This window comes from Undibacterium sp. MH2W, assembly GCF_049340215.1.
Classification (GTDB): Bacteria; Pseudomonadota; Gammaproteobacteria; order Burkholderiales; family Burkholderiaceae_D; genus Undibacterium.
Map to the genome: position 1 here is coordinate 84,419 of NZ_JBMPPA010000009.1, position 23,503 is coordinate 107,921.

Below are 23,503 nucleotides of genomic sequence, written 5' to 3' on the forward strand. Positions count from 1 at the left end.
CAGGACATCAAAGCTACGATAGTAAGACGTCACTTTTCCATTTTCCAGTATTTCTAACTTTTATTTATTGGTTTTACCAAGACCAATAAATTTCCAAATTGACGAAGCACCATTTCGCAACACAACTATTGAGAGTGCAACGGACAGCATCACGATACCAATACATAGAACGTTAATTAGTCCACTGTGACTCAGATAGTCAGGAATGCGATATGAGAAACTGAGCATCAAGCCACCCATAGCGACGATGGAAAAAGCCTCAATTTTTCTTCGCCACTGCTGCTTCACTATCAAGATATAGCAAGCGGTAAACACCAAAACAAAACACTCTCCCGCCATTGACAATACAACTCCTGAATCGCCCACAGCAAACGCGTTAGTGCATATAAAGAATGTACAAAGAAAACAGAACAACCGAATATTCATCATTCAACTCCGAGGCCACTAAGGTCGTGTTTCTGGAAAGCAGTCCAAGCTTGCCTGGTAATACGTAAAAGATCGCTATTCGCGTTGTGTAGAAGCATTTCCTTGGCCGGATGCAGCGCTTTTTAAAATTCGTTGGACGCTTCCAGAGCTTCATCGTGCGGAGCAAGTTGAGCAATGCACTTGAACAGCCCCCACTGATCGTTGCTGCGCCGAATTTACGCTTCCCTCTCGATAGTGCAAAACAACCAAAGGATCCCTATGATTGGCCACTTGATTTTCAATAAGGCGCGCCATTCAGCACAAGGTTTCCCCTAAACAAATGCTTTTTGCTCCGGCGTTGGAGCTACATTTGTTGTCCGATTATAGAGCGTTATTACTTCGTCATGTGGAGCAAAATTTTTGCCTAAAACACCAAGTTTCTCATTTCCATTTCGCGACGCAACCAGCACTAAAAATAATTCTATACATAACGGAGAGATTCAACGATTTATCAACTCTCAAAAATGACCGCTGGATTTTCATTGCAAATAACGTCTACCCATTCATCAGTCACGATCGCCAAATGAAAAACTGGGTCATCCTTATAAATGCCAAGCGAATCATTATTCAACCAAGTCAAGAATTCCGAATTCTCGACCAAGAAAAATGAGCCGCCAACATCCTTCGGCACTAGAGGCAACGAAGCTAGCCTCATACTCTCATTTGCTACACGTATAGCGGTTGGAAGTTCTGGAAAATCCAGATAGAGACGCCGACCATCCCCACTGGCTTCCCTAAGGCTAATCCGCATACCATTGCCGTAAGTGATCCCTTCGAAAATCATCCGACTCGAAGTAGGTATGTCAGTGGCATTCCACGGTCGGAAAATTTGTTTATTCATACCGGTACCCATTAGTTGTGGCATATTTTATCGCTGACCCGTTTTTCATCCACCGCTGTATATCAATGGTGGGCCTACCATTACTACTATCTTCTCATGTACCGACACCAACAATATTCCCCTTGTCACCCACGTTCAATGGATTCACCTTATCAAAATCTTTATTAACTTCATTGAAGTCACCAGGCTTTATCCAAGTCCTTGCTCCTCCACCAATTTTCTTCCCTACCCTTGCTCTGGCACTGGCGACTCAACTTTGGTTCCGCCTTTGCCTCAGCTATTTGTGTCGTGTTTGCAGAACTTAAATTGAGGAATTTTTCCTTAACAGCATCGTCTCTGGAATATCCTTTCCTCGTGAAATCCTATGCATCAATTATCCGTCGTGCTTTACTAAAGATACGTTGATTGAGCCATCAATTTTTAAATCAATCTTCGGATAAGAAATTTCACCATCGGAAAATATTTCTTTTACAGAGATCTTATCTACTGAAACAATGTGAATCAAATACCCAGACCCCGTTCCAGTAATAATAGAAATTATTTTCTTATCAAAGTGATCGAAGCGGAAAACGCCATAAGGCTCGCCAACAAATTCCGTTAAACAAAGAACGGAATGCTCTTCAGACGCAGCAGATCATCGCCCTCAATATCGAACCAAAGGGATTCCGTCGAGACCGGATATGGGCCAATTTGGTCGTCAGTAAGACGGATCGTCCGCTTGACCGATCCGCCTTTCTCAATCTTGATTTTTGGATCCATCGCCTCCCCCCTTGTATTCAGGCACCTAGGCACCGTCCGGCTCCTTTTTACCACGCAAAAAAAAATCAACGGCGGTTGACTATTAATATATTTATTACCATAATTGATACGCTTTTGTATTTCCCAACATCATTTATTTGGGTTCGCAGACGGCGAATTCCCCTCAGGTAGCACACTTATTTACCGAGAAAGATCATCATGAATGCATTAACCGACGTGTCACCTGTCTTGATCCCGATTTTCGCGCTGCTGATACCCATCGTAGGGATCATTGCCTCTGCGGTATTAAAAATCGTTCGTCTGCAACTGTTGCATGAAACCGTGCGCCAAATGAGCGCCAATGGTCAACCGATACCGACTGAGCTGCTCAACAAAATTATTGATCCAAAATCCAACTAATTATTTCATTGCAGCGTTAGTTCACTACATCGTCTCTAGGTCGTCGATCTTCATGTTTCACTGAAAAAAATGAAGATCGACCGCATTGGCGATTGCTCGGTATCCAGCGTCGTTGGGATGGGTGTGATCTCCGCTATCAAACTGTTGTGCGAGGCGCGACGGATCCGTCGTCGATGCCAGAGCACGATCAGCGTCGATCACGCCGTCAAACACCCCAGATTGACGAATCCACGCATTAATTTCCTGGCGCATTTTTTCACCATTCGTACTGTGACCAATCACACCAACGGTGCCGCCGTTCGGTAATAAGGTTGTCCCGAATACGGATAATCCTTTGGCATGCGCGCGCGTCACAAGCGTGGTCATCCCCTCGATCAACTGGGCAACCGTCACTTTATCCTTCGCGCCACGTAATACCTGTGCACCACTGATATCGTTGATGCCGCCAAAGACAATCACCCAACGTACATTCGGTTTGCTCAACACATCGCGCTCTAGACGTTTAAGCATACTGGGGCCAACAAAAGGGTCAACGCCATCGTTCAGCAGTCGATTACCGCTGATCCCGGCATTGAGCACCGCCATGGCAGAACGTCTACGGTCACTATGTAGACGTTCTGCAAGAAAATCGGTCCACCTGGTATTCTTATCCTCAGTTGAACCCACGCCATCGGTAATCGAATCACCGAGGACAACGATGGCCTGACTGCATGAGGGTGCGAGTACTTCGATGTCAGCTAAAAAATAGCGACTATCGTCTTTATCGGGGTGAGCCAAATCCAAAGCAGCGGTCTGATCAAGCTCAGGAACTGAATACACCGTCTGTTGTGCTGTGCCGTGTAACGTCGATGCAATGATGCCTGATGGCAGATAGATACTCACTGCCAGCTCTTGCAAGGCAGCCACTGGCATCGTGACGGGATCGCTGACGACGGTCTCGCCAACAGCAATCATTCCTTTTCGTTTACCGCCGAAAGTCACTATATGGTCTGTTCCAGGCTGAATCGCTGCGTTACGCGCATGGACTGCCAAGTGCACTGCGCCGAACTCTAGTGGTTCTTTACCATATTGATTAGAAAGACGAAGACGTACCTGCTGCCCACCGATGCTGGTGCGTATCACCTGCCGGATGGTTTGTGCTTTGAGGGGTGGTCCGATCTGGTCAGGGGCGGCCATCCATGACCCTATCCAGGTCAATTTGCTATCTGCATGCGACAGTGTTGTCGTCCAGAGGCAACTCATGGCGATGCATTGGATGAAGAAACGACGGCTTTTTTCTGCTAACGAGATTGGTTGAACCATCTTAACTTGGCTCCATGTGGTTGAACTGAGATCTGTATCAGAATAACAGAAAGCACCCAACTTCTTCACGCTATTCAATCACCCAAATGACAGACGCTCAAGGCATAAAAAAACCGCGACCTTGATCGCGGTTTTTTATCTAAAGCTATTGCTTACTTTTTACGCTGCGGAGGCAAATCGGTACAGACGCCTTTAAAGACTTCTGCCGCCATACCAATGGATTCACCCAATGTAGGATGCGGATGAATTGTTTTACCAATATCCACCGCGTCAGCGCCCATTTCGATGGCCAACGCGATTTCACCGATCATATCGCCTGCATGGGTACCAACGATACCACCACCGACAATACGTTTCGTTTCCGCATCAAAAATCAGCTTCGTAAAGCCTTCATCGCGACCATTGGCAACTGCACGACCAGACGCCATCCATGGGAACAAGCCTTTTTCAACCTTCAGACCTTTTGCCTTGGCTTCGTCTTCGGTCACACCGACCCACGCTACTTCAGGATCGGTATAAGCCACGGATGGGATAACCGATGCGTCAAAGTAGGCTTTCTCACCGGCAGCTGCTTCTGCGGCCACATGCGCTTCGTGCACTGCTTTATGCGCCAGCATTGGTTGTCCAACCAAATCACCAATCGCGAAAATATGTGGCACATTGGTACGCATTTGCTTATCAACGTTGATGAAGCCACGGTCAGTCACTGCCACACCTGCTTTATCGGCAGCGATTTTTTTACCGTTCGGGCTACGTCCGACAGCGACCAATACCAGATCATACAATTGCGGTGCAGGTGCTGCTTCGCCTTCAACGGCAGATGCGAAGGTCACTTTGATGCCTTCTGGTAGAGCTTCAACGCCAACCGTTTTGGTTTTCAACATGATGTTGTCAAAACGTTTTTCGTTGAATTTTTGCCAGACCTTGACCATATCGCGATCAGCGCCTTGCATCAGACCATCCATCATCTCAACGACATCAATACGCGCACCGAGTGTGGAATAGACCGTCGCCATCTCCAAACCGATAATGCCGCCACCGATGACCAACATCCGCTTCGGTACCTGACGCAATTCCAATGCGCCTGTACTATCGACGATCCGTGGATCAGCAGGAACGAAAGGCAAATTCACAACGGAAGAGCCAGCAGCGATGATTGCCTGCTTGAACTGTACGACTTTTTTAGTGCCGTCGGCTGCAGTAACTTCGATGTGGTAAGGGCTCAGGAACTGGCCAACACCTTGAACGATATTGACCTTCCGTGCTTTTGCCATACCAGCTAAGCCTGTCGTCATTTTTTTGATGACGCTTTCTTTGTAGCCGCGCAATTTGTCGATATCAATCGTTGGCTTCGCAAAGCTCACGCCCAGCGCTTCCATGTGCGATGTCTCATCAATCACCGCAGCAACGTGCAACAGTGCTTTCGATGGAATGCAACCAACGTTCAGGCAAACGCCACCGAGTGTCGAGTATTTTTCTACTAACACGGTATTTAAGCCCAGATCGGCCGCGCGGAACGCTGCTGAATATCCACCAGGACCCGCGCCGAGCACCATCATGTCGCATTGCACATCGACCTGACCACTGTAGCCAGACGCTACTGGAGCTGGTACTGCAGGTGCACTGGCAGCAACCGGTGCTGCTGGTGCTGGTGCTGGTGCCGCTGGTGCTGATCCAGCAGCGGTGGCGGCACCTACTGCTTCGACCAACAATAACAACGAGCCTTCGGCGACTTTGTCACCGACTTTGACTTTCACTTCTTTGACCACACCTGCATGGCTGGATGGAATTTCCATGCTGGCCTTGTCAGATTCAACCGTGATCAATGACTGATCGACTTTGATGGTGTCGCCCACTTTGACCATCAATTCGATGACTTCGACTTCTTTGAAATCGCCGATATCTGGTACTTTCACTTCAACGATACCTACCACCGCCGTCGCAGCGACGAGTGGGGCGGATACGGCTGCAACTGGTGCTGGAGCGGCTACTGGTACGGCTACTGTTGCGGCTGCAGGAGCTGGAGCCGTAGATGTAACTGCAGCACCACCCTCAGCTTCCACGATCAATAACAAACTACCTTCAGCGATCTTATCGCCCAGCTTGACGCGCAATTCTTTGATCACGCCGGCATGGCTGGATGGAATTTCCATACTGGCCTTGTCTGATTCGACAGTCACCAGAGACTGGTCAACCTTAATGGTATCACCCACTTTTACCAGCAACTCAATGACTTCGACTTCTTTAAAATCACCGATATCCGGTACTTTGACTTCCACTGTACTCATCGCATGCTCTCCAATCACAGCAAGGTTTTACGCAGATCAGCCAGAACATCAGCCAGATATGCCGTAAATTTCGCAGCCATCGCACCATCGATCACACGGTGATCGTAGGACAAGGACAATGGCAACATCAAACGTGGTACGAATTGTTTGCCATCCCAAACTGGTTTCATGCTGGATTTAGACAAGCCCAGAATCGCCACTTCAGGCGCATTGATAATCGGTGTAAATGCTGTACCACCGATACCACCCAAAGAAGAAATGGTGAATGTCGCGCCCTGCATATCGGCTGGCTTGAGCTTGCCGTCACGCGCTTGTGCGGACAACTCACCCATTTCAACAGCGATCTGAGACAAGGTTTTTTGATCTGCATTTTTGATGACAGGAACCACCAAACCATTCGGTGTATCTGCCGCAAAACCGATGTTGTAGTACTGCTTCAGAATCAGGTTTTCACCGGTAGCGTCCAGAGAGGCATTGAACGCTTTAAATTTCTTCAATGCAGCGACGCTGGCTTTGATCACAAATGCCAACATCGTCAATTTCACGCCAGACTTCACTAATGCATCGTTGGATGATTTACGGAATTCTTCCAGACCAGTGATATCGGCTTCATCGAATTGCGTCACATGCGGAATCATGACCCAGTTGCGATGTAAGTTCGGTCCACTGAGTTTTTTGATACGCGACAATGGCAACAATTCGGTCGTACCAAATTTGCTGAAATCCAATGATGGCCATGGCAACAAATCCAGACCGACGCCACTACCGTTTTTCGCCACAGGTGCAGCAACGGCAGCCACAGCGGTACTACCTGCCATGATGCCTTTGACAAAATTCTGTACGTCTTCTTGTGTGATACGACCTTTTTGACCTGAGCCAGCAACGCGGGTCAGATCAACGCCCAATTCACGAGCGAATTTGCGGATCGAAGGAGAAGCATGTGCTTTACCAGCGCTCGCAGTCGCCACGGGAGCGGCCACGGGAGCGGATACGGGCGCAGCAACAGGTGCTGGTGCAGCGACCGGTGCCGGTGCAGCAGCAACTGGCGCTGGGGCGGCTGGCGTTGGGGCTGGAGCTACCGGTGCTGATGGGGCTGCTGATGCAGCGCCTGCAGTCGCTTCAACCAACACCAACAAAGAACCTTCAGCTACTTTATCGCCGACTTTCACTTTAATTTCTGTAATGACACCGGCATGGCTGGAAGGAATTTCCATGCTGGCTTTATCAGATTCAACAGTGATCAATGACTGATCAACTTTGATGGTATCGCCGACTTTCACCATCAGTTCAATGACTTCTACTTCCTTGAAATCACCGATATCCGGTACTTTGACTTCAATTGCGCTCATAAAATAGCTCCGTTTACGTTTCTTTCGTAGGGTGCGCACTGCGGCGCACCGTTCAAGGATGCAATCGTGCGAGGGCGTGTAAAGCGGCCCCCGCGCAGGGGTTACACAGTGACCGGATTTGGTTTGTCTGCGTCGATACCGTATTTCGTAATCGCTTGCGCAACGACGGAAGCGGACAACGCACCTTCGTCAGCCAACGATTTCAATGCGGCGATGACGACGAAGTAACGGTTCACTTCGAAGAATTCACGCAGTTTTTCGCGTGAATCGGAGCGACCGAAGCCATCTGTACCCAACACTTTATAGCTGCGATCTTTAGGAATAAACGCACGGACTTGCTCTGCAAATGTACGCATGTAATCGGTCGATACAACGATAGGACCTTGTGTATCTTTCAGGCATTGCGTGATGTATGGCAAACGTGCTGTCTCCGTTGGGTGCAACATGTTCCAACGTTCAGCATCCTGACCGTCACGTGCCAGCAATGTGAAGGATGGTGCAGACCACACGTCAGCCGCGATACCCCAATCACTTTCCAACAATGCTGCAGCAGCGATCACTTCACGCAGAATCGTACCGGAGCCCATCAACTGCACACGATGTTTCGTGGTTTGTGCAGATTGTTGCAACTGATACAGACCTTTGATGATGCCTTCTTCTTGACCTGGTTTGATACCTGGATGGCTGTAGTTCTCGTTCATCAATGTGATGTAGTAGAACACGTCTTCTTGCTCTGTCACCATGCGGCGCAGACCGTCATGGATAATCACTGCAACTTCATGTGCAAATGTTGGATCGTAAGGAACGCAGTTAGGAATGGTCGATGCCAATACGTGGCTATGACCATCTTCATGCTGCAAACCTTCGCCGTTCAATGTCGTACGACCCGCTGTACCACCCAGCAAGAAGCCACGTGCACGCATATCGCCCGCTGCCCATGCCAAATCACCAATACGTTGCAGACCGAACATGGAGTAGTAGGTGTAGAACGGAATCATGACGCGGTTATTGGTCGAGTAGGAGGTTGCTGCAGCAATCCATGAGCTCATACCACCCGCTTCATTAATACCTTCTTGCAGAATCTGACCCGCTTTGTCTTCACGGTAGTACATGACCTGGTCTTTATCGACTGGCTCGTACAACTGACCGACCTGACTGAAAATACCGATTTGACGGAACAGACCTTCCATACCGAAGGTACGAGACTCATCAACCATGATAGGCACAACACGTGGGCCCAAGCTGTTGTCGCGCAACAAAGCCGTCAAAATACGGACATAAGCTGCTGTCGTCGAAATTTCACGGCCTTCTGCTGTTGGTTCCAGCATGGCTTGGAAAGCTGACAGCGCAGGGACGACCAAAGCTTCATCCGCTTTCTGACGACGCTGTGGCAAATAGCCGCCCAAGGCTTTACGACGTGCATGCAGATATTGCATTTCTGGTGTGTCGTCAGCAGGTTTGTAGAACGGAATCGATGGCAGATCAGCGTCAGCGATTGGCAACTGGAAGCGGTCGCGCATGGCTTTGATTGCCTCGTCATCCAGCTTCTTGGTGTTGTGCGCTGTATTACGTGCTTCGCCAGATTTACCGAAGCCGAAACCTTTAATACTCTTCGCCAAAATAACGGTTGGCTGACCTTTGTTTTCTTGTGCCACTTTGAATGCAGCATAGATTTTGTGTGGGTCGTGACCACCGCGGGTCAGACGCCAGATGTCGTCATCCGACATTTTGCTGACCATTTCCAGCAATTTTGGATGTTTGCCGAAGAAATTTGCACGGACATACGCGCCATCTTTGGCTTTGTAGTTCTGATATTCACCGTCAACGGTTTCCATCATGACTTTTTGCAGAATGCCTTCTTTGTCTTTTGCCAGCAACTCATCCCAGCCAGAACCCCAGATAACTTTAACGACATTCCAGCCTGCGCCACGGAAATCCGATTCCAATTCTTGAATGATCTTACCGTTACCACGGACAGGACCATCCAGACGTTGCAAGTTGCAGTTAACCACGATGACTAAGTTATCCAGCTGTTCGCGACCTGCCATACCAATCGCACCCATGGATTCTGGTTCATCCATCTCACCGTCGCCGCAGAATGCCCACACTTTACGTTTTTCAGTGTCAGCAATACCGCGAGCGTGCAGGTACTTCAAGAAGCGCGCTTGATAGATCGCCATCAATGGGCCAAGACCCATGGAGACGGTTGGGAACTGCCAAAAATCAGGCATCAATTTTGGATGTGGGTAGGAAGACAAACCTTTGCCATCCACTTCGCGGCGGAAATGCAGCAATTGTTCTTCTGTCAGACGACCTTCCAGGAACGCACGAGCGTAGATACCTGGAGAAGAGTGGCCTTGGATGTACAACAAGTCACCACCGTGATCTTCTGTTGGTGCATGCCAGAAATGGTTAAAACCGATACCCAGCATGTTTGCCAACGACGCGAAACTCGACAAGTGACCACCCAGATCACCGTCCAGACGATTGGCTTTCACCACCATCGCCATCGCGTTCCAACGCATCATGGAGCGCAGTTTTTCTTCGATTTCCAGGTTACCTGGGCAATGTTGCCCTTGATCAGCGGGAATCGTATTGACGTAGGCAGTATTGCTAGAGAATGGGATGTGCGCACCACGACGACGCGCTAAATCAACCATACGTTCCATCAGGTAATGAGCACGTTCTGGCCCTTCGTTTTCAATGACTGATTCGAGGGCATCGAGCCACTCGTTGGTTTCCATAACATCAGGATCATTGACGGCTTGCGCCAAAACTTGGTCTATCTGGGGTGACATAAAGAGGTCTCCTGTTGGTGCGCTTTTGAGGTAATTGCGCGGTGGCACATCGACAAATATAGGCGTTACTTTTCTTAGTGTAGGTATTCTAACAGGGCTTTTTTAATTTTCCAAATAGCGATATGCGATTCCATAATGTGAAATTATGCTGCTCTGCAAAATAATTCCCGCAAACAAAGACGAGAGTGAAAGTGGTCGTATGTTTGATGACGATTGCGATGCAATAAAACAGGAAAAAAATCATTCAAGATTCAAAATCTGCTCTGACTTATTCGCAACAACCATCAGGAAAGCGCCACAAAGAACCAATCAGCACATAATCGGAAAAACTTCGCAGAGATCGCGCACTTGCCGTCAATGCATGGCGGTGCATCCTTTATAATCATGGTTCCTCCTGTTTTTATCCATCGCTATCATGACCGCACAACTCATCAACGGAACCCTCCTCTCCCAACAACTTCGCGCCGACGTCAGCCAACGTGCAGCAGCATTGACCGCCAAAGGCAAACAGCCGGGTTTGGCTGTGATCTTAGTAGGAGAAAATCCCGCTTCTCAGGTCTATGTGCGCAATAAAGTCAAAGCTTGTGAAGACTGCGGGTTCTATTCGGTGTTAGAAAAATACGATGCAGCATTGAGTGAAGAAGCGTTGTTAGGCCATATCGACCGCCTCAATCACGATCCAAAAATTAACGGTATTCTGGTTCAACTGCCCCTTCCAGCGCATATCAACGCAAACAAAGTCATTGAGGCGATTGCCGCGGAGAAAGACGTAGACGGCTTCCACATCAGCAATGCAGGCTTGCTGATGACGGGACAACCATTGTTCCGCCCTTGCACTCCTTACGGTGTGATGAAAATGCTGGAATCGATCGACTACCCAGTCCGTGGTGCCAATGCGGTTGTTGTTGGTGCCTCGAACATCGTCGGTAAGCCGCAAGCAATGTTGCTCTTGCAAGCAGGCGCTACCGTCACCATCTGTAATTCCAAGACCCGTGACCTTGCTGCCCACACGCGCAATGCGGACATCCTTGTCGTTGCCACTGGTAAACGTAACATCGTGACAGCCGATATGATTAAACCTGGTGCGGTGGTCATCGACGTTGGCATGAATCGCGACGATGAAGGCAAACTGTGTGGTGACGTTGACTTTGCACCGAGCAAAGAAGTTGCGGGATACATTACGCCAGTACCAGGTGGTGTGGGTCCAATGACCATTACCATGTTGCTGGTTAACACGATCGAAGCTGCTGAAAGAAATTAATATGACTATTGCCTCTCCATTGCTCGACTTTAGCGATCTGCCACGTTTTTCTGATATTCGCGCCGATCAGGTGACGCCTGCCGTCACCCAATTGCTGCAAGAAAATCGTGCCGTAATTCAACAACTTTCCGAGGATACCTCCCCTGTCAGTTGGGAAACGTTTGTCGAGCCATTGGAGAACGCTACGGAAAGACTTGGTCGCGCATGGGGCATCATCGGCCACCTCAACGGTGTCGCCGATACTCCAGAATTACGCGCTGCTTATAACGAGAATCAGCCAGCGATCACAGAATTTTGGACAGAATTGGGACAAAACTTGGCCCTCTTCGACAAATACAAAGCCTTACGTGCAAAGCCAGACTTTGAATCCTTGCCCGTGGCGCGAAAAACAATCATCGAACATGCGATCCGTGATTTTCGTTTAAGTGGTGCGGAGTTGACGGAGGATAAACAACGTCGCTATGCCGAGATTCAAGAAAAACTGGCCATGTTGACCACCCGTTTTTCTGAAAACGTACTCGATGCGACGAATGATTACCAATTGGTGATTGAGGATGTCGCTCAACTTCAAGGTTTACCCGAAGATGTGGTGCAAGCAGCCAAAGCTGCCGCAGAAAAAGACGGCGTGACCGGCTACAAGTTCACCCTGCATTTCCCATCGTATTTCCCGCTCTTACAGTATGCTGATGACCGTGATGTGCGTGCGACGATTTATCGCGCCAATGCCACGAAGGCCTCTGAGTTGGGCGCAAAACCAGAATGGGACAACACTGCGATCATCAATGAGATCCTCCAATTGCGCCAAGAAGAAGCCCAATTATTGGGTTACCAAAACTATGCCGAGATCTCCTTGGTCAGCAAAATGGCAGAGTCGCCCGCCCAAGTAGCGCGCTTCTTGGAAGATTTAGCGTCAAAAGCACGTCCGTTTGCAGAAAAAGACTTACAAGAGTTACGGCAATTTGCTGCCGACGAACTTGGTATCGAGACGCTCGAAGCATGGGATGTCGCGTATGCCTCTGAAAAATTGCGCGAACAACGCTACGCATTTTCCGAGCAAGAAGTAAAACAATATTTCCCTGAGCATCAGGTCGTCAATGGCTTATTTAGCGTCATCCAGACCCTATTTGGCGTCGAAATTACACCGGATCACGCAGGCACATGGCACCCAGATGTGAAATTTTATCGTATCGAAAAACAAGGCGAGCTCATTGGTCAGTTCTACTTGGATTTGTATGCACGCAATGGCAAACGTGGTGGCGCGTGGATGGATGACGCGCGTGGTCGTCGCCTGACCGCTCAAGGTGTACAGACCCCAGTGGCTTACCTTGTCTGCAATTTCACTGAACCTGCCACCGTTAATGGCGTCAAGAAACCAGCGTACTTCACACACGATGAAGTCATCACGTTGTTTCATGAGTTTGGCCACGGCTTACACCACATGCTGACGAAAGTGGATGATTTATCCGTCTCAGGTATTTCGGGTGTTGAATGGGATGCGGTCGAATTACCCTCTCAATTCATGGAAAATTTCTGCTGGGAATGGGATGTATTACAGAAAATGACCGCGCATGCCGAGACAGGAATGCCGTTGCCGCGCGACTTATATGACAAAATGGTCGCTGCAAAAAATTTCCAATCTGGCTTACAAACATTACGTCAGGTTGAATTCGCCCTTTTCGATATGCGCTTACATGGCGAATTTGATCCCCAAGGTCAACAGACCGTGCAAGATGTTCTCAATGGTGTTCGCGAGCAAGTATCCGTATTCAAAGCGCCCGCCTTTAACCGACTGCAACATTCCTTCAGTCATATTTTTGCTGGCGGCTACGCTGCAGGGTATTACAGTTATAAATGGGCCGAGGTATTATCTGCTGACGCTTATGCTGCATTTGAAGAACAAGGTCAACACGAAGGAAGCAACCTCTCCCGTACCGTCGGTGAACAATTCCAGCGCGAAGTCTTAGAGGTCGGCGGCTCGCGTCCTGCATTAGAATCATTCAAAGCGTTCCGAGGCAGAGAACCATCGATCGATGCCTTGTTACGCCATAGCGGCATGGCTGCTTGAAGGAGAAAGAATTGAAGCAACCATCAATGAAAGTTATGCGTTGGATGTTACCGCTGTGCCTCGTCGCAAGCGTTGCAGAGGCGCAGTTGTACAAATCCGTGGGTCCCGATGGCAAAGTGACGTATTCCGACACGCCACCGGTCAATCAGAAAATTGTGGAAACGAAGAGTCTTTCTCCATCGCAAGATGTGACAAATTTCCCTTATGAACTGAAATTGGCGGCGTCAAAAAACCCAGTGGTGTTGTACACGACAACGAATTGCAAGCCTTGTGTTGATGGCAAATCTTTTCTCAAGTCCGCTGGTGTACCCTTTGCAGAAAAATCCGTAAAATCGAACGCGGACACCGACAAGCTGAAACAAATCAGCGGGGATATTGAATTGCCGTTCCTGACGGTAGGAAACAATAAACTGCACGGTTTCAACCAAAGTGAGTGGAAAGCAGCCATTAGCAACGCCGGTTACCCAGAATCAAACCGGTTACCAGCGACGTATAGTTATCCGCAACCAGAGAGCCTCGCCCCCGTCGCCAAGCCAGATCCAGCACCACCGAAGCCTGTCGTGACACCAACGCCAGCACCTGTCAAAAAACCGGAAAATGACAATGGCTTCCGCTTCTGAAAAAACCCGTATCGACTTTCATAGCAACGTCGCCGATAAGCTCAATTATGCATGTCGGCTGATTCGTAAAGCGCGTCATGCCCAATGTAAAGTCGTGGTCTATCACCCCGATCGCGAAGAGCTGCAACGCATCGATGCTGCGTTATGGACGCTCGAAGACACGGGCTTCTTGCCCCATGTCATGGCCGATGACCCTTTAGCCAGCGTTACCCCCATCATCCTCAGCCAAGGTAACCTCGAAAACAGTCCCCATGTTGAACTCCTCGTGAATTTAAGCGCGTCAACCCCAGACAATTTTGAGGTGTTCGCGCGGATGATAGAAATCGTTTCTAGCGAAGTGGCAGACACCAATGCCGGACGCGAGCGCTATCGTTACTACCACCAGCAAGCCTTTCCCTTGAGCCATAACGTAGCGAAATAATATGAACACGTCACTCGATGCCAACATTCCGGTCCTGACCGAAATTATCCCTCCCGAAACGCTACCGATGCTCGATGGGGAAACCCCGTCACCAGTAGGCGATACCGCTAACGAGTTCAGCGAACACGTTGCTGTTGATGGCACGCTGCAAGAAGAGCAATGGCAATTGATGGAACAAGCGCTCCGAGAGAATGTTCTCAAGCAAGTCTTGAGCCGCGTCGATTTCGTTCTGGAACACCGCGTACGTGATAGTTTGGCCGATGTGCTTCAGACTGCCGTCGAGAAACTCGCAGATGAAATTCGCGCAGGCCTGAAGAATTCACTTGAAGAAGTGGTCACTCGCGCAGTGACCCAAGAAATTGCCAAGGTAAAAGCATCAAAATAAGCAAAAATCTCAAAATTATTTTTATTTATAAACATCGATATTATTTTTGTTTTTAAAAATAAAAATAAACACCCTCTTTCTGATTACCTCAAAAACAATAAGCTTTCTACAATCTCTCCTGAGATAAAAACACGCTGCACACCTTGCTGCAGCGTCAATGATTAAGGGAGATGGGTCAATGAAAGTTATCGTTCTCGGCGCCGGTATTATCGGCATTTCAACCGCATGGTTCTTGCGTCAACAGGGTCACGATGTAACGGTCATCGAGCGTCAACCCGGGGCAGCCCAAGAAACGAGTTTTGCTAACGGTGGACAGATCTCGGTATCGCACGCCGAACCTTGGGCCAACCCATCAGCCCCCTTAAAAGTACTGAAATGGCTCGGTAAGGAAGACGCGCCTTTGCTGTTTCGCCCCCGTGCTGAATGGCTTCAATGGAAATGGGGAATGGCGTTTCTGCGTGAATGCACCCAAGGCAGAACTGACCGCAATATTCGTCAAATTGTCGCCATTGCTGAATTCAGTCGCCAAACTTTACTCGAAGTTCGCGCCAGTACGGGAATTGAGTACGACAATCTCAGTCAAGGCATTCTGCATTTTTATACCGACCAGAAAGAATTTGATATTTCCTTACCCGCGGCACGTTTAATGCGCGAATTGGGATGTCCGCGCGTCTCAATCTCTGCTGACGAGGTGGTCCGCCATGAACCAGCATTGGCAGGAATACGTTCGCATATCGTTGGCGGCGATTTTACAGAAACGGATGAATCCGGCGATGTGTACAAATTCACGACGGGATTGGCACAAAAAGCAGCGGCCGCTGGCGTTGTCTTCCGCTACAACACGAGCGTGACACGCTTGCTCCATGAGGGATGTGGCAGCGACGCAACAATCACCGGTGTCGAGGTGATTGATGAACATGGTCGCCACCAAGTGTTGCGCGCAGACAATTTTGTCGTTGCCATGGGAAGTTTTTCTCAACCACTCTTACAGCCCCTCGGGATCTCGTTAATGATCTATCCTGGCAAGGGCTATTCAGCGACCTATCAAATTACCGACCCCGCCGCCGCACCGACTGTGTCTTTAACAGACGATGGCTATAAACTGGTCGTCTCAAGACTTGGTGACAGATTGCGGGTTGCGGGGACATGCGAGATCAATGGCTACTCCCGAGAGCTCAATACCGCCCGCTGCGAAGCAATCACCCGACGTACAAGAGAGCTGTTTCCACATGCTTGTGACTATACCAACCCTGTGTATTGGACGGGTTTACGGCCACTCACCCCTTCTAACGTGCCCTACATCGGTAAAACACGCTACCAGAATCTATTTTTAAACACAGGTCATGGCACCTTGGGCTGGACAATGGGGGTCGGGTCGGGTCGCGCCCTTGCAGAAATCATGTCGGGCTATGTGCCAGATGTCGACTTTGCTTTCACCGGTATTGAGCGCCAGCGGCCATCTCCAAGGCTTGCGACCGTCGGTTAAGTTGGCACCAAGGTATTTATCGAGCAGCACTAACGGCGCCTCCACGGCGCCGCGCTCTCGTCTAGGGTGCAAGTCAGTGTTTCATTTTTGCGAAAGAAGGCCTTAATCACGCTGAAAGTAAGGCCTACTTTTTCACTTTCACCTGCACTTCTTCTGTTTTCTCATCAAATGCAATTCGCGTCGTGAATTTCGTCTTCTTCATCGGAAATCGAGAATGAAAATGACGCACGTTACCCGACCCAGAAATGACGCGCCGCACAAATTGGTAGTACGCATCCATGTCAATCACGTGTACAACCAAGAAATAATCGTACTCACCTGACACAAAATAACACTGCATCACCTCCGGCTCTTTATTCATGCGTGCCTCAAAATCGTGCATGAATTCATCACTCTGGTTCACCAGTGAAACCTCAAGAAAAGCGAGCATTCCAAACGCCAGTCCAAAGGGGTCAACAACGCTAACGTCAGCACTGATAACGCCTGCATCGCGAAGTTCTCTGATGCGGCGCAAACAAGTTGGCTGAGAAATGTGTAATTTTTCAGCAAGCGTTCGGGTTGGAATTTGATTGTCTTTTTGAAGATGATTCAAAAGCTTGCGATCAAGCTTGTCTAGCGCACGGAAATGAGGCATATAAAAATCGTCTGTTTTAAAAAAAAACCGCACAAAATAGCTTTGCGAAATATTTTTTCTGTTGTACCTTTTGCTTATTCAGTGATCTGAATAAGTTGGTAATGCAATAGTGTTGTCCTACTTTATTAAACCTTAGGAGTAATGTTCATGTCGTTCAAAACAAAAATGATCCCACTGGCTGGCGCAATTGCTTTCGCTTTCGCTGGTGCAGCATCGGCAGCTGACGAAGTAGTTATTAAAATTGGTCACGTTGGTCCTATCTCTGGTGCTATTGCGCATCTGGGTAAAGACAATGAAAACGGCGCGAAAATGGCGATCGAAGAGCTCAATACTAAAGGCTTGATGATCGGCGGTAAAAAAGCAAAATTCGAACTGCTCGCTGAAGATGACGCAGCAGATCCAAAACAAGCGACTACCGTAGCACAAAAACTGGTTGACGCGAAAGTCAACGGCGTTATCGGTCACTTGAACTCCGGTACAACAATTCCAGCGTCTAAAATTTACAACGATGCAGGCCTGGTACAAATCTCCCCATCCGCAACAAACCCAAAATACACACAACAAGGCTTCAAAGGCGCGTTCCGTGTGGTAGCAAATGACGGCCAATTGGGCGGTACATTGGGTCGTTACGCTGTACAAATCAACAAAGCGAAGAAAATCGCTGTGATCGATGATAAAACAGCGTACGGCGAAGGCGTTGCTGCAGAATTTATCAAAGGCGCAAAAGGTAAAGGCGCGGAAGTTGTTGTACAAGAACATACAACAGACAAATCCACTGATTTCAGCGCGATTTTAACCACAATCAAAGCGAAAAACCCAGACGTGATTTTCTTCGGCGGTATGGATGCAGTTGCTGGTCCAATGCTGCGTCAGATGAAAGCACTGGGTATCAATGCTAAATTCATGGGCGGCGACGGTATCTGTACAGCGGATCTGGTTAAACTGGCTGGCGATGCAATCGGCGAAGGCCAAGTAGTTTGCGCTGAAGCTGGTGGTGTTCTGGACGCACAAAAAGCAGCGAACGAAAAATGGAAAGCTGACTACAAGAAGAAATTCGGCGTAGAAGTTGAAATCTATGCACCGTATGTTTACGATGCAGTGATGACAATGGCACAAGCAATGAAAGAAGCGAACTCCGCTGATTCCGCAAAATACTTGCCATTCCTGAAGAAAATCAAATACCACGGTGTGACTGGCGATATCTCCTTTGACGACAAAGGCGACATCAAAGACGGTACTCTGACTTTGTACACATACAAAGGCGGCAAACGTGATCTGTTAGCAGTCACTAAGTAATTTGAAGTCATAAAATGAAGCCTGGGAAAATCGCGTTACGCTGATTTTCCCGGGCTTTTTATTATCGGTCACCGTTGTTCTATCCCCCATCTCATCCACAACACAGGACGGACGCGAGACAGCCTACGAATCCCGCTTTACTTCTGTGACAAGACCCACTTTACCAATGTGTGTGCTTCTGCTTCTGACACCTGCGTGTTAGCAGGCATTGGAATCGGGCCCCACGTACCGCTACCACCCTTCAATACTTTCTGTACGAGCTTCGCTTCTGCTGTTTTGTCGCCAGCATATTTTTTTGCAACATCTTTATAAGCAGGACCAACGATTTTTGTATCAATCGAATGACAAGTCATGCAATTCTTAGATTTGGCCAGATCCATATTAGCCATTGCAGAACCAGACGCCAAAAGAGCGACTGCTGCACCTACGAATAATGAATATTTCATTGTTTTCTCCAGGTTAAAAAATGCATTTTCATTTTAACGCGTTTTCTGCCTACGCATGATGTACTTAAATGAGTAGGTTGACCCGCGGCAAAATACGCTTTAATCTGCAAAAAAAAGGGAGCAACTATGTTATTAATCATTCCACTTGTACTGTTACTGGTTTTAAAGTTAGCGAATATCTCGGTTTTTGCAGGAATTTCTTGGTGGTGGATTGTCGGTTTAGCCGTTTTTGCCTTCTTGTGGTTTGAAATTTTTGAACGCGTTTTAGGTTTAGATAAGCGCAAAGACGATGCCCATTTTGAAAAAATGAAGCAAGAACGTATCAAAAGAACCTTGGGTAAAAAGTGAGTTCTCTCGTTTTTCTCTAACGATCGATCGTATGCTGAGGCAATCGCTTCAGCATACTTAGTCGACGTGATTCAGATCATCGTCAGCAGACATTCGGCGTGTATTCACGCTCCACGGTCGTGTCAGCCCTCATGACGTATTCAATCTGGTTTCATTGAGTGTCGCTGCCAGTTTTTGTGGCTGATTTCTTTTATCCCCCTACTTGCCATGTCCCACCATGAATGACCTTGACCAACGGCATCTGGAATTACGCCAGTTACGCTACTTCATCGCGGTGGCAGAAGAGTTGCATTTCGGCAAAGCGGCTACTCGCTTGCATATGACGCAGCCCCCACTCTCTCAGGCAATTCAAGCATTTGAAGCAGACCTTGGAACACCGCTGTTTGTGCGCAGCACGCGACAAATCGCCCTCACCGCTGCAGGAAAGGCCCTCCTTCCCGAAGCACGGAAACTATTGCTACAAGCAGCAGGTCTGCGGCAGTTAGTGCAACGCGCTGCGGCAGGCACGCAGGGGCACCTCAGTCTGGCGTTTGTTTCTATTGCCGATTACAGCATATTGCCCCCGACGCTGCGAACATTTAGGCAAAGCCATGCGAATGTGAGCATTGAATTACGCGAAGCCACGACCGATATCCAACTCGATGCGCTTGAAAAAGGCGAAATTGATGCGGGTTTTATGATTCCTCCGATTCCTGAGAAATCCTTGGCGGTGCTGGATTACCAAAAGATTTTGACCGAGCCCTTAATCCTAGCCGCACCAGAGCATTTATTCCCCCACGGAGAGGCGGTCAGCATTGAGCAATGTAAAGACCAAGCGCTGATCTTATTTCCCCGAAAAATTGCCCCTGCTTTACACGACGCGATTTTAGGTTTTTTCCATGAATCTGGTTTAACACCAGAGATTGGACAAGAGGCGATTCAGATGCAAACCATCGTTGGTCTGGTTTCAGCTGGCATGGGAATAGCACTTGTGCCACAATCCGTGTCGAACTTACAGCGGCCTGGGGTGTCTTACCATGCGTTCACCAGTAAAACACCCGCTGTTGAGATTGGCTTTGCGTGGCGCAAGGACAATACATCGGCCGTATTAACCTCTTTTTTACAGCTCTTACACCACACATTATGCTGATTCACCCCAATCCAGATCCAGTCGCTTTTTCTCTTGGTCCTCTACAAGTCCATTGGTATGGCTTAATGTATATGGTTGCTTTCGCTCAGTTTGTGGCGCTTGGCAGAGTTCGCCTTCGATTACCCCATATTGCAGCCCAAGGCTGGACGAAAGAGCACATTGACGATATGTTGTTTTACGGCGTGCTTGGGGTCGTGTTGGGTGGACGATTAGGCGAAGTGTTTTTCTATCGCCCTCAGTTTTTCTTTGCCAATCCGCTGGAGATTGTGCAGGTCTGGCATGGTGGCATGTCATTCCACGGTGGTTTCATTGGCGTGTTGATTGCGATGTTTTTATGGGCCCGTAAGGTCAAGATGCCGCTCGTTCATGTCTATGATTTTATAGCCCCGTTGGTGCCGCTGGGCTATGCAGCGGGTCGGATCGGCAATTTTATCAACCATGAATTACCTGGCAGAATTGCCTCTCCTGATCTGCCTTGGGCGATGATTTGGCCTGGCGTTGATTATCCAGTTCATCCTTCACCGATTTATCAAGCCTTAGTCGACGGCGTCTTGCTATTCATTATCTTGTGGATTTATGCACGGAAACAACGCCCACCATTGGCCGTCGGCGCAATGTTTGTCACCTTATATGGCTGTGCGCGGTTCTTCACCGAATACTTCCGCACGCCAGATTATGAAGTCAGTTTTGCAGGCGTGACGATCTCTGCCGGACAAATGTTATCGCTCCCGATGATCGCTGTGGGATTAGGTCTTTTGGGCTTTGCCTACTGGCAGCAACGACGACAGCAAACACCGCACTGAGCACCCTTGACTCATTGGTCGGGGCCATATCAACGCTATAGCGACCCGACAAAAGGAATTAGCCCCCGCCATCGCAAACAGCGGGGGCTTTTCTTTGAAATTTTTTGCACAAGGCCCTCAGGCTGGCATATATTTCGTTAAACGACGAACTATTTGTCAGCCTTTTTGTCAAATGGGGTCGTGGTTCTGTAAAAAATAAAATCAAAAATGAAGATCGCCATCTTGGTCGACCTCGTTTGATGTCATGCATGGCCGCGTCATTTCGTCCGGCACAATCAGCGCCGGTGTTAATCAATATACTCAAGGGATCATCACATGCAACGCACTTTGCTTTCTTTGGCGGTACTCACCACTCTCTCGCTGAGTGGATCAACCATGGCTTTCGCTCAATCACCGACTCCTGCTACAGCCAATGCTGCTGGTCAGGTTGCTGCGGCAACGCCAGCATTGCGTTCTGGGATCGATCTGCAGTGGCAAGATACGAGCGTGCGTCCGCAAGATGATTTTTTCAAATTTATGTCTGGTAAATGGCTGGCGACCGCAGAAATTCCTGCGGACCGCGCTCGTTATGGCTCTTTCGATCAATTACGCGAACTCTCTGAAAAGCGTTCCCGCGACATTATCGATGCGCTGGTCGCAGATAAGCATCTGAAAGCTGGCAGTAACCAACAAAAAATTGCGGCACTCTACAACAGCTTTATGGATGAAGCACGCGCTGAAAAGCTCGACATTCAACCATTAAAATCAACGTTTGCTCGCATCGATAAAATCAGCAAGCCAACGGATTTCCCAGCGTTAATCGCGCATTTGTCTCAAATTGGCGTTTCTCTGCCGATCAATTCCGGTGTCGGACAAGATGCGCGTGACTCGCGCACCTACGCTGTCTATGTCAGCCAAGGCGGCCTGAGTTTACCAGACCGTGACTACTATCTCAAAGACGATGCAAAGTTCAAAGGTTTCCGCGACGCCTATGTGAAGCACGTAGAAAAAATGTTGTCGATGAGTGGTGAAAAACATGCGGATAAAGCAGCCGCCGATATCCTTGCACTCGAAACCCAAATCGCGACGATCCAATGGACGAAAGTCGAAAACCGTAATCCCATCAATACCTATAACAAAGTCGACATGGCGAAGTTGGGCGACGTAACACCAGGCTTTGACTGGAATGCTTATTTCGAAGGAACAGGCGTTGGTCATAAAGTGAATTACGTAATCGTTCGTCAACCAAGCTTTATGACTGGCATGGCGAAACTGTTCAAAGACACACCAGTCGATATCTGGAAAACCTATTACAAATGGAAAGTGCTCGATGCGTATGCACCGTTCTTGTCCAAGCGTTTTGTGGATGAAGACTTCTCGTTCTCTAGCGTGACCTTGCGCGGTATCCCAGAAAACCAACCGCGCTGGAAGCGTGGGGTGGGTCGTGTTGAAGAGAGCCTGTCAGAAGCCTTGGGCGAAATCTATGTCGCTAAGTACTTCCCACCGGAAGACAAAGCCCGTATGCAAAAACTGGTGTCTAACCTGATTGAAGCATACAAACAAAGCATCGAAACGCTGACGTGGATGAGCCCAGAGACGAAAAAAGAAGCCTTAGTGAAGCTCTCTAAATTCACACCAAAAATCGCCTACCCTGACCAATGGCGCGATTACAGCGCATTGCAGATCAAAGCCGACGATTTGGTGGGTAATGTGATCCGTAGCCATACATTCGAACATCAACGCGATATCGCTCGCCTCGGCAAGCCTGTTGATCGTAAAGAATGGGGCATGAGTCCACAAACCGTCAACGCGTATTACAACTCACGTCAGAACGAGATCGTGTTCCCTGCCGCCATTTTGCAGCCACCATTCTTTAACCCTGCAGCTGATGATGCGGTCAACTACGGCGGCATCGGTGCGGTGATTGGTCATGAAATTAGCCATGGTTTCGATGATTCGGGTAGCCAATCCGATGGCGACGGCAATCTGCGTAACTGGTGGACCAAAGAAGACAAAGAAAACTTTGGCAAACTCACTGGCGCCTTGGTCGCACAATACAATGGCTACAGCCCGCTGCCTGGCTATCACGTCAATGGCGCACTGACACTGGGTGAAAATATTGCGGATAACTCTGGTTTGTCGATTGCCTATAAGGCCTATCAAATTTCACTCGGTGGCAAACCTGCACCAGTGATTGATGGTTATACAGGCGATCAGCGTCTGTTTATGGGCTGGGCGCAAGTTTGGCGTGGTAAGGCGCGTGATGCGGAGGCTATCCGCTTGTTGAGCGTTGACCCACATTCCCCAGCAGAAGTTCGCGGCAATGCGCCACTGACGAATTTACCTGCCTTCTATGAAGCGTTTGGCGTCAAAGAAGGCGATAAGATGTACGTTGCGCCTGAGAAACGAACAACCATCTGGTAATCGTT

21 protein-coding genes are annotated in these 23,503 nt (G+C 48.7%); 12 read left to right on the top strand and 9 right to left on the bottom strand.

What is annotated here, in order from left to right:
* Nucleotides 1-60 precede the first annotated feature (60 nt).
* The 3 genes from ACO0K2_RS17485 to ACO0K2_RS17495 all read right to left on the bottom strand — a co-directional run bounded on the left by ACO0K2_RS17485 (nucleotide 61) and on the right by ACO0K2_RS17495 (nucleotide 2,065).
* Nucleotides 61-429 carry a hypothetical protein gene (locus ACO0K2_RS17485; protein ID WP_423021192.1) on the bottom strand — a complete coding sequence of 123 codons (369 nt, stop codon included), beginning with the start codon at nucleotides 427-429 and terminating at the stop codon, nucleotides 61-63.
* Nucleotides 430-916: 487 nt separating this feature from the next.
* Entirely contained in the window at nucleotides 917-1,306 is a 390-nt protein-coding gene (locus ACO0K2_RS17490; protein WP_423021194.1) for a hypothetical protein, read from the bottom strand.
* A 597-nt stretch (nucleotides 1,307-1,903) separates the two neighbouring features.
* Nucleotides 1,904-2,065 (bottom strand): hypothetical protein, encoded by a 162-nt coding sequence (locus tag ACO0K2_RS17495; protein WP_423021196.1) that lies wholly within the window; start codon nucleotides 2,063-2,065, stop codon nucleotides 1,904-1,906.
* A 198-nt stretch (nucleotides 2,066-2,263) separates the two neighbouring features.
* On the opposite strand from ACO0K2_RS17495, the gene ACO0K2_RS17500 reads away from it, so the two are divergent.
* Nucleotides 2,264-2,464: a hypothetical protein gene (locus ACO0K2_RS17500; protein WP_423021198.1), complete on the top strand. Its 201-nt coding sequence runs from the start codon at nucleotides 2,264-2,266 to the stop codon at nucleotides 2,462-2,464.
* Between the two features lie 57 nt (nucleotides 2,465-2,521).
* Here the strand turns inward: ACO0K2_RS17500 and ACO0K2_RS17505 are convergent, their stop codons facing one another.
* The 4 genes from ACO0K2_RS17505 to aceE form a co-directional block, all read right to left on the bottom strand.
* The gene (locus tag ACO0K2_RS17505; protein ID WP_423021200.1) at nucleotides 2,522-3,766 is read right to left on the bottom strand and encodes an SGNH/GDSL hydrolase family protein; all 1,245 of its coding nucleotides are present in this window, start codon (nucleotides 3,764-3,766) and stop codon (nucleotides 2,522-2,524) included.
* Between the two features lie 152 nt (nucleotides 3,767-3,918).
* Nucleotides 3,919-6,054, bottom strand: a complete 2,136-nt coding sequence (lpdA, locus tag ACO0K2_RS17510) for a dihydrolipoyl dehydrogenase (RefSeq protein WP_423021202.1) — start codon at nucleotides 6,052-6,054, stop codon at nucleotides 3,919-3,921.
* 14 nt (nucleotides 6,055-6,068) lie between these two features.
* A complete protein-coding gene (aceF, locus tag ACO0K2_RS17515) occupies nucleotides 6,069-7,403 on the bottom strand; it encodes a dihydrolipoyllysine-residue acetyltransferase (RefSeq protein ID WP_423021204.1) in 1,335 nt (444 codons plus the stop codon).
* A 101-nt stretch (nucleotides 7,404-7,504) separates the two neighbouring features.
* On the bottom strand, nucleotides 7,505-10,201 hold the full coding sequence (gene aceE / locus ACO0K2_RS17520; protein ID WP_423021206.1) for a pyruvate dehydrogenase (acetyl-transferring), homodimeric type: 2,697 nt from the start codon (nucleotides 10,199-10,201) through the stop codon (nucleotides 7,505-7,507).
* 415 nt (nucleotides 10,202-10,616) lie between these two features.
* Here aceE and folD point away from each other — a divergent pair, with 415 nt between their 5' ends.
* From folD to ACO0K2_RS17550, 6 genes are all read left to right on the top strand, one after another.
* Nucleotides 10,617-11,462 (top strand): bifunctional methylenetetrahydrofolate dehydrogenase/methenyltetrahydrofolate cyclohydrolase FolD, encoded by an 846-nt coding sequence (gene folD, locus ACO0K2_RS17525; protein ID WP_423021208.1) that lies wholly within the window; start codon nucleotides 10,617-10,619, stop codon nucleotides 11,460-11,462.
* A 1-nt stretch (nucleotide 11,463) separates the two neighbouring features.
* A complete protein-coding gene (locus ACO0K2_RS17530) occupies nucleotides 11,464-13,527 on the top strand; it encodes a M3 family metallopeptidase (protein ID WP_423021210.1) in 2,064 nt (687 codons plus the stop codon).
* Between the two features lie 11 nt (nucleotides 13,528-13,538).
* A complete protein-coding gene (locus tag ACO0K2_RS17535; RefSeq protein ID WP_423021212.1) occupies nucleotides 13,539-14,147 on the top strand; it encodes a glutaredoxin family protein in 609 nt (202 codons plus the stop codon).
* Nucleotides 14,131-14,568, top strand: a complete 438-nt coding sequence (locus ACO0K2_RS17540) for a DNA polymerase III subunit chi (RefSeq protein ID WP_423021214.1) — start codon at nucleotides 14,131-14,133, stop codon at nucleotides 14,566-14,568. The genes ACO0K2_RS17535 and ACO0K2_RS17540 overlap by 17 nt, the downstream gene beginning before the upstream one ends.
* A gap of 1 nt (nucleotide 14,569) precedes the next feature.
* Entirely contained in the window at nucleotides 14,570-14,953 is a 384-nt protein-coding gene (locus ACO0K2_RS17545) for a hypothetical protein (RefSeq protein ID WP_423021216.1), read from the top strand.
* 178 nt (nucleotides 14,954-15,131) lie between these two features.
* Nucleotides 15,132-16,439, top strand: coding sequence for a D-amino acid dehydrogenase (locus tag ACO0K2_RS17550; RefSeq protein WP_423021218.1), 1,308 nt, complete (start codon nucleotides 15,132-15,134; stop codon nucleotides 16,437-16,439).
* Nucleotides 16,440-16,563: 124 nt separating this feature from the next.
* Here the strand turns inward: ACO0K2_RS17550 and ACO0K2_RS17555 are convergent, their stop codons facing one another.
* A complete protein-coding gene (locus ACO0K2_RS17555; protein WP_423021220.1) occupies nucleotides 16,564-17,073 on the bottom strand; it encodes an Lrp/AsnC family transcriptional regulator in 510 nt (169 codons plus the stop codon).
* A 147-nt stretch (nucleotides 17,074-17,220) separates the two neighbouring features.
* Here ACO0K2_RS17555 and ACO0K2_RS17560 point away from each other — a divergent pair, with 147 nt between their 5' ends.
* On the top strand, nucleotides 17,221-18,369 hold the full coding sequence (locus ACO0K2_RS17560) for a branched-chain amino acid ABC transporter substrate-binding protein (protein ID WP_423021222.1): 1,149 nt from the start codon (nucleotides 17,221-17,223) through the stop codon (nucleotides 18,367-18,369).
* Between the two features lie 137 nt (nucleotides 18,370-18,506).
* Here ACO0K2_RS17560 and ACO0K2_RS17565 read toward each other — a convergent pair whose 3' ends face one another.
* Nucleotides 18,507-18,815: a c-type cytochrome gene (locus ACO0K2_RS17565; protein ID WP_423021225.1), complete on the bottom strand. Its 309-nt coding sequence runs from the start codon at nucleotides 18,813-18,815 to the stop codon at nucleotides 18,507-18,509.
* 126 nt (nucleotides 18,816-18,941) lie between these two features.
* Here ACO0K2_RS17565 and ACO0K2_RS17570 point away from each other — a divergent pair, with 126 nt between their 5' ends.
* From ACO0K2_RS17570 to ACO0K2_RS17585, 4 genes are all read left to right on the top strand, one after another.
* Entirely contained in the window at nucleotides 18,942-19,163 is a 222-nt protein-coding gene (locus tag ACO0K2_RS17570; protein WP_423021227.1) for a TIGR04438 family Trp-rich protein, read from the top strand.
* A gap of 217 nt (nucleotides 19,164-19,380) precedes the next feature.
* The gene (locus ACO0K2_RS17575) at nucleotides 19,381-20,292 is read left to right on the top strand and encodes a LysR family transcriptional regulator (RefSeq protein ID WP_423021229.1); all 912 of its coding nucleotides are present in this window, start codon (nucleotides 19,381-19,383) and stop codon (nucleotides 20,290-20,292) included.
* The gene (lgt, locus tag ACO0K2_RS17580) at nucleotides 20,286-21,095 is read left to right on the top strand and encodes a prolipoprotein diacylglyceryl transferase (RefSeq protein ID WP_423021231.1); all 810 of its coding nucleotides are present in this window, start codon (nucleotides 20,286-20,288) and stop codon (nucleotides 21,093-21,095) included. Before ACO0K2_RS17575 ends, lgt begins: the two co-directional genes overlap by 7 nt.
* 315 nt (nucleotides 21,096-21,410) lie before the next feature.
* Nucleotides 21,411-23,498 (top strand): M13 family metallopeptidase, encoded by a 2,088-nt coding sequence (locus tag ACO0K2_RS17585; RefSeq protein WP_423021233.1) that lies wholly within the window; start codon nucleotides 21,411-21,413, stop codon nucleotides 23,496-23,498.
* The last annotated feature ends 5 nt before the right edge of the window (nucleotides 23,499-23,503 follow it).

Excerpts from the sequence above, each read along its gene's own strand:
- lpdA (WP_423021202.1), bottom strand. The coding sequence starts at position 6,054 with ATGAGTACAGTGGAAGTCAAAGTACCGGATATCGGTGATTTTAAAGAA.
- aceF (WP_423021204.1), bottom strand. The coding sequence starts at position 7,403 with ATGAGCGCAATTGAAGTCAAAGTACCGGATATCGGTGATTTCAAGGAA.
- ACO0K2_RS17500 (WP_423021198.1), top strand. The coding sequence starts at position 2,264 with ATGAATGCATTAACCGACGTGTCACCTGTCTTGATCCCGATTTTCGCG.
- ACO0K2_RS17550 (WP_423021218.1), top strand. The coding sequence starts at position 15,132 with ATGAAAGTTATCGTTCTCGGCGCCGGTATTATCGGCATTTCAACCGCA.
- ACO0K2_RS17575 (WP_423021229.1), top strand. The coding sequence starts at position 19,381 with ATGAATGACCTTGACCAACGGCATCTGGAATTACGCCAGTTACGCTAC.
- ACO0K2_RS17485 (WP_423021192.1), bottom strand. The coding sequence starts at position 429 with ATGATGAATATTCGGTTGTTCTGTTTTCTTTGTACATTCTTTATATGC.
- ACO0K2_RS17565 (WP_423021225.1), bottom strand. The coding sequence starts at position 18,815 with ATGAAATATTCATTATTCGTAGGTGCAGCAGTCGCTCTTTTGGCGTCT.
- ACO0K2_RS17560 (WP_423021222.1), top strand. The coding sequence starts at position 17,221 with ATGTCGTTCAAAACAAAAATGATCCCACTGGCTGGCGCAATTGCTTTC.
- ACO0K2_RS17555 (WP_423021220.1), bottom strand. The coding sequence starts at position 17,073 with ATGCCTCATTTCCGTGCGCTAGACAAGCTTGATCGCAAGCTTTTGAAT.
- ACO0K2_RS17490 (WP_423021194.1), bottom strand. The coding sequence starts at position 1,306 with ATGAATAAACAAATTTTCCGACCGTGGAATGCCACTGACATACCTACT.
- folD (WP_423021208.1), top strand. The coding sequence starts at position 10,617 with ATGACCGCACAACTCATCAACGGAACCCTCCTCTCCCAACAACTTCGC.
- ACO0K2_RS17530 (WP_423021210.1), top strand. The coding sequence starts at position 11,464 with ATGACTATTGCCTCTCCATTGCTCGACTTTAGCGATCTGCCACGTTTT.
- ACO0K2_RS17540 (WP_423021214.1), top strand. The coding sequence starts at position 14,131 with ATGGCTTCCGCTTCTGAAAAAACCCGTATCGACTTTCATAGCAACGTC.
- ACO0K2_RS17585 (WP_423021233.1), top strand. The coding sequence starts at position 21,411 with ATGCAACGCACTTTGCTTTCTTTGGCGGTACTCACCACTCTCTCGCTG.
- lgt (WP_423021231.1), top strand. The coding sequence starts at position 20,286 with ATGCTGATTCACCCCAATCCAGATCCAGTCGCTTTTTCTCTTGGTCCT.
- aceE (WP_423021206.1), bottom strand. The coding sequence starts at position 10,201 with ATGTCACCCCAGATAGACCAAGTTTTGGCGCAAGCCGTCAATGATCCT.
- ACO0K2_RS17570 (WP_423021227.1), top strand. The coding sequence starts at position 18,942 with ATGTTATTAATCATTCCACTTGTACTGTTACTGGTTTTAAAGTTAGCG.
- ACO0K2_RS17505 (WP_423021200.1), bottom strand. The coding sequence starts at position 3,766 with ATGGTTCAACCAATCTCGTTAGCAGAAAAAAGCCGTCGTTTCTTCATC.
- ACO0K2_RS17495 (WP_423021196.1), bottom strand. The coding sequence starts at position 2,065 with ATGGATCCAAAAATCAAGATTGAGAAAGGCGGATCGGTCAAGCGGACG.
- ACO0K2_RS17545 (WP_423021216.1), top strand. The coding sequence starts at position 14,570 with ATGAACACGTCACTCGATGCCAACATTCCGGTCCTGACCGAAATTATC.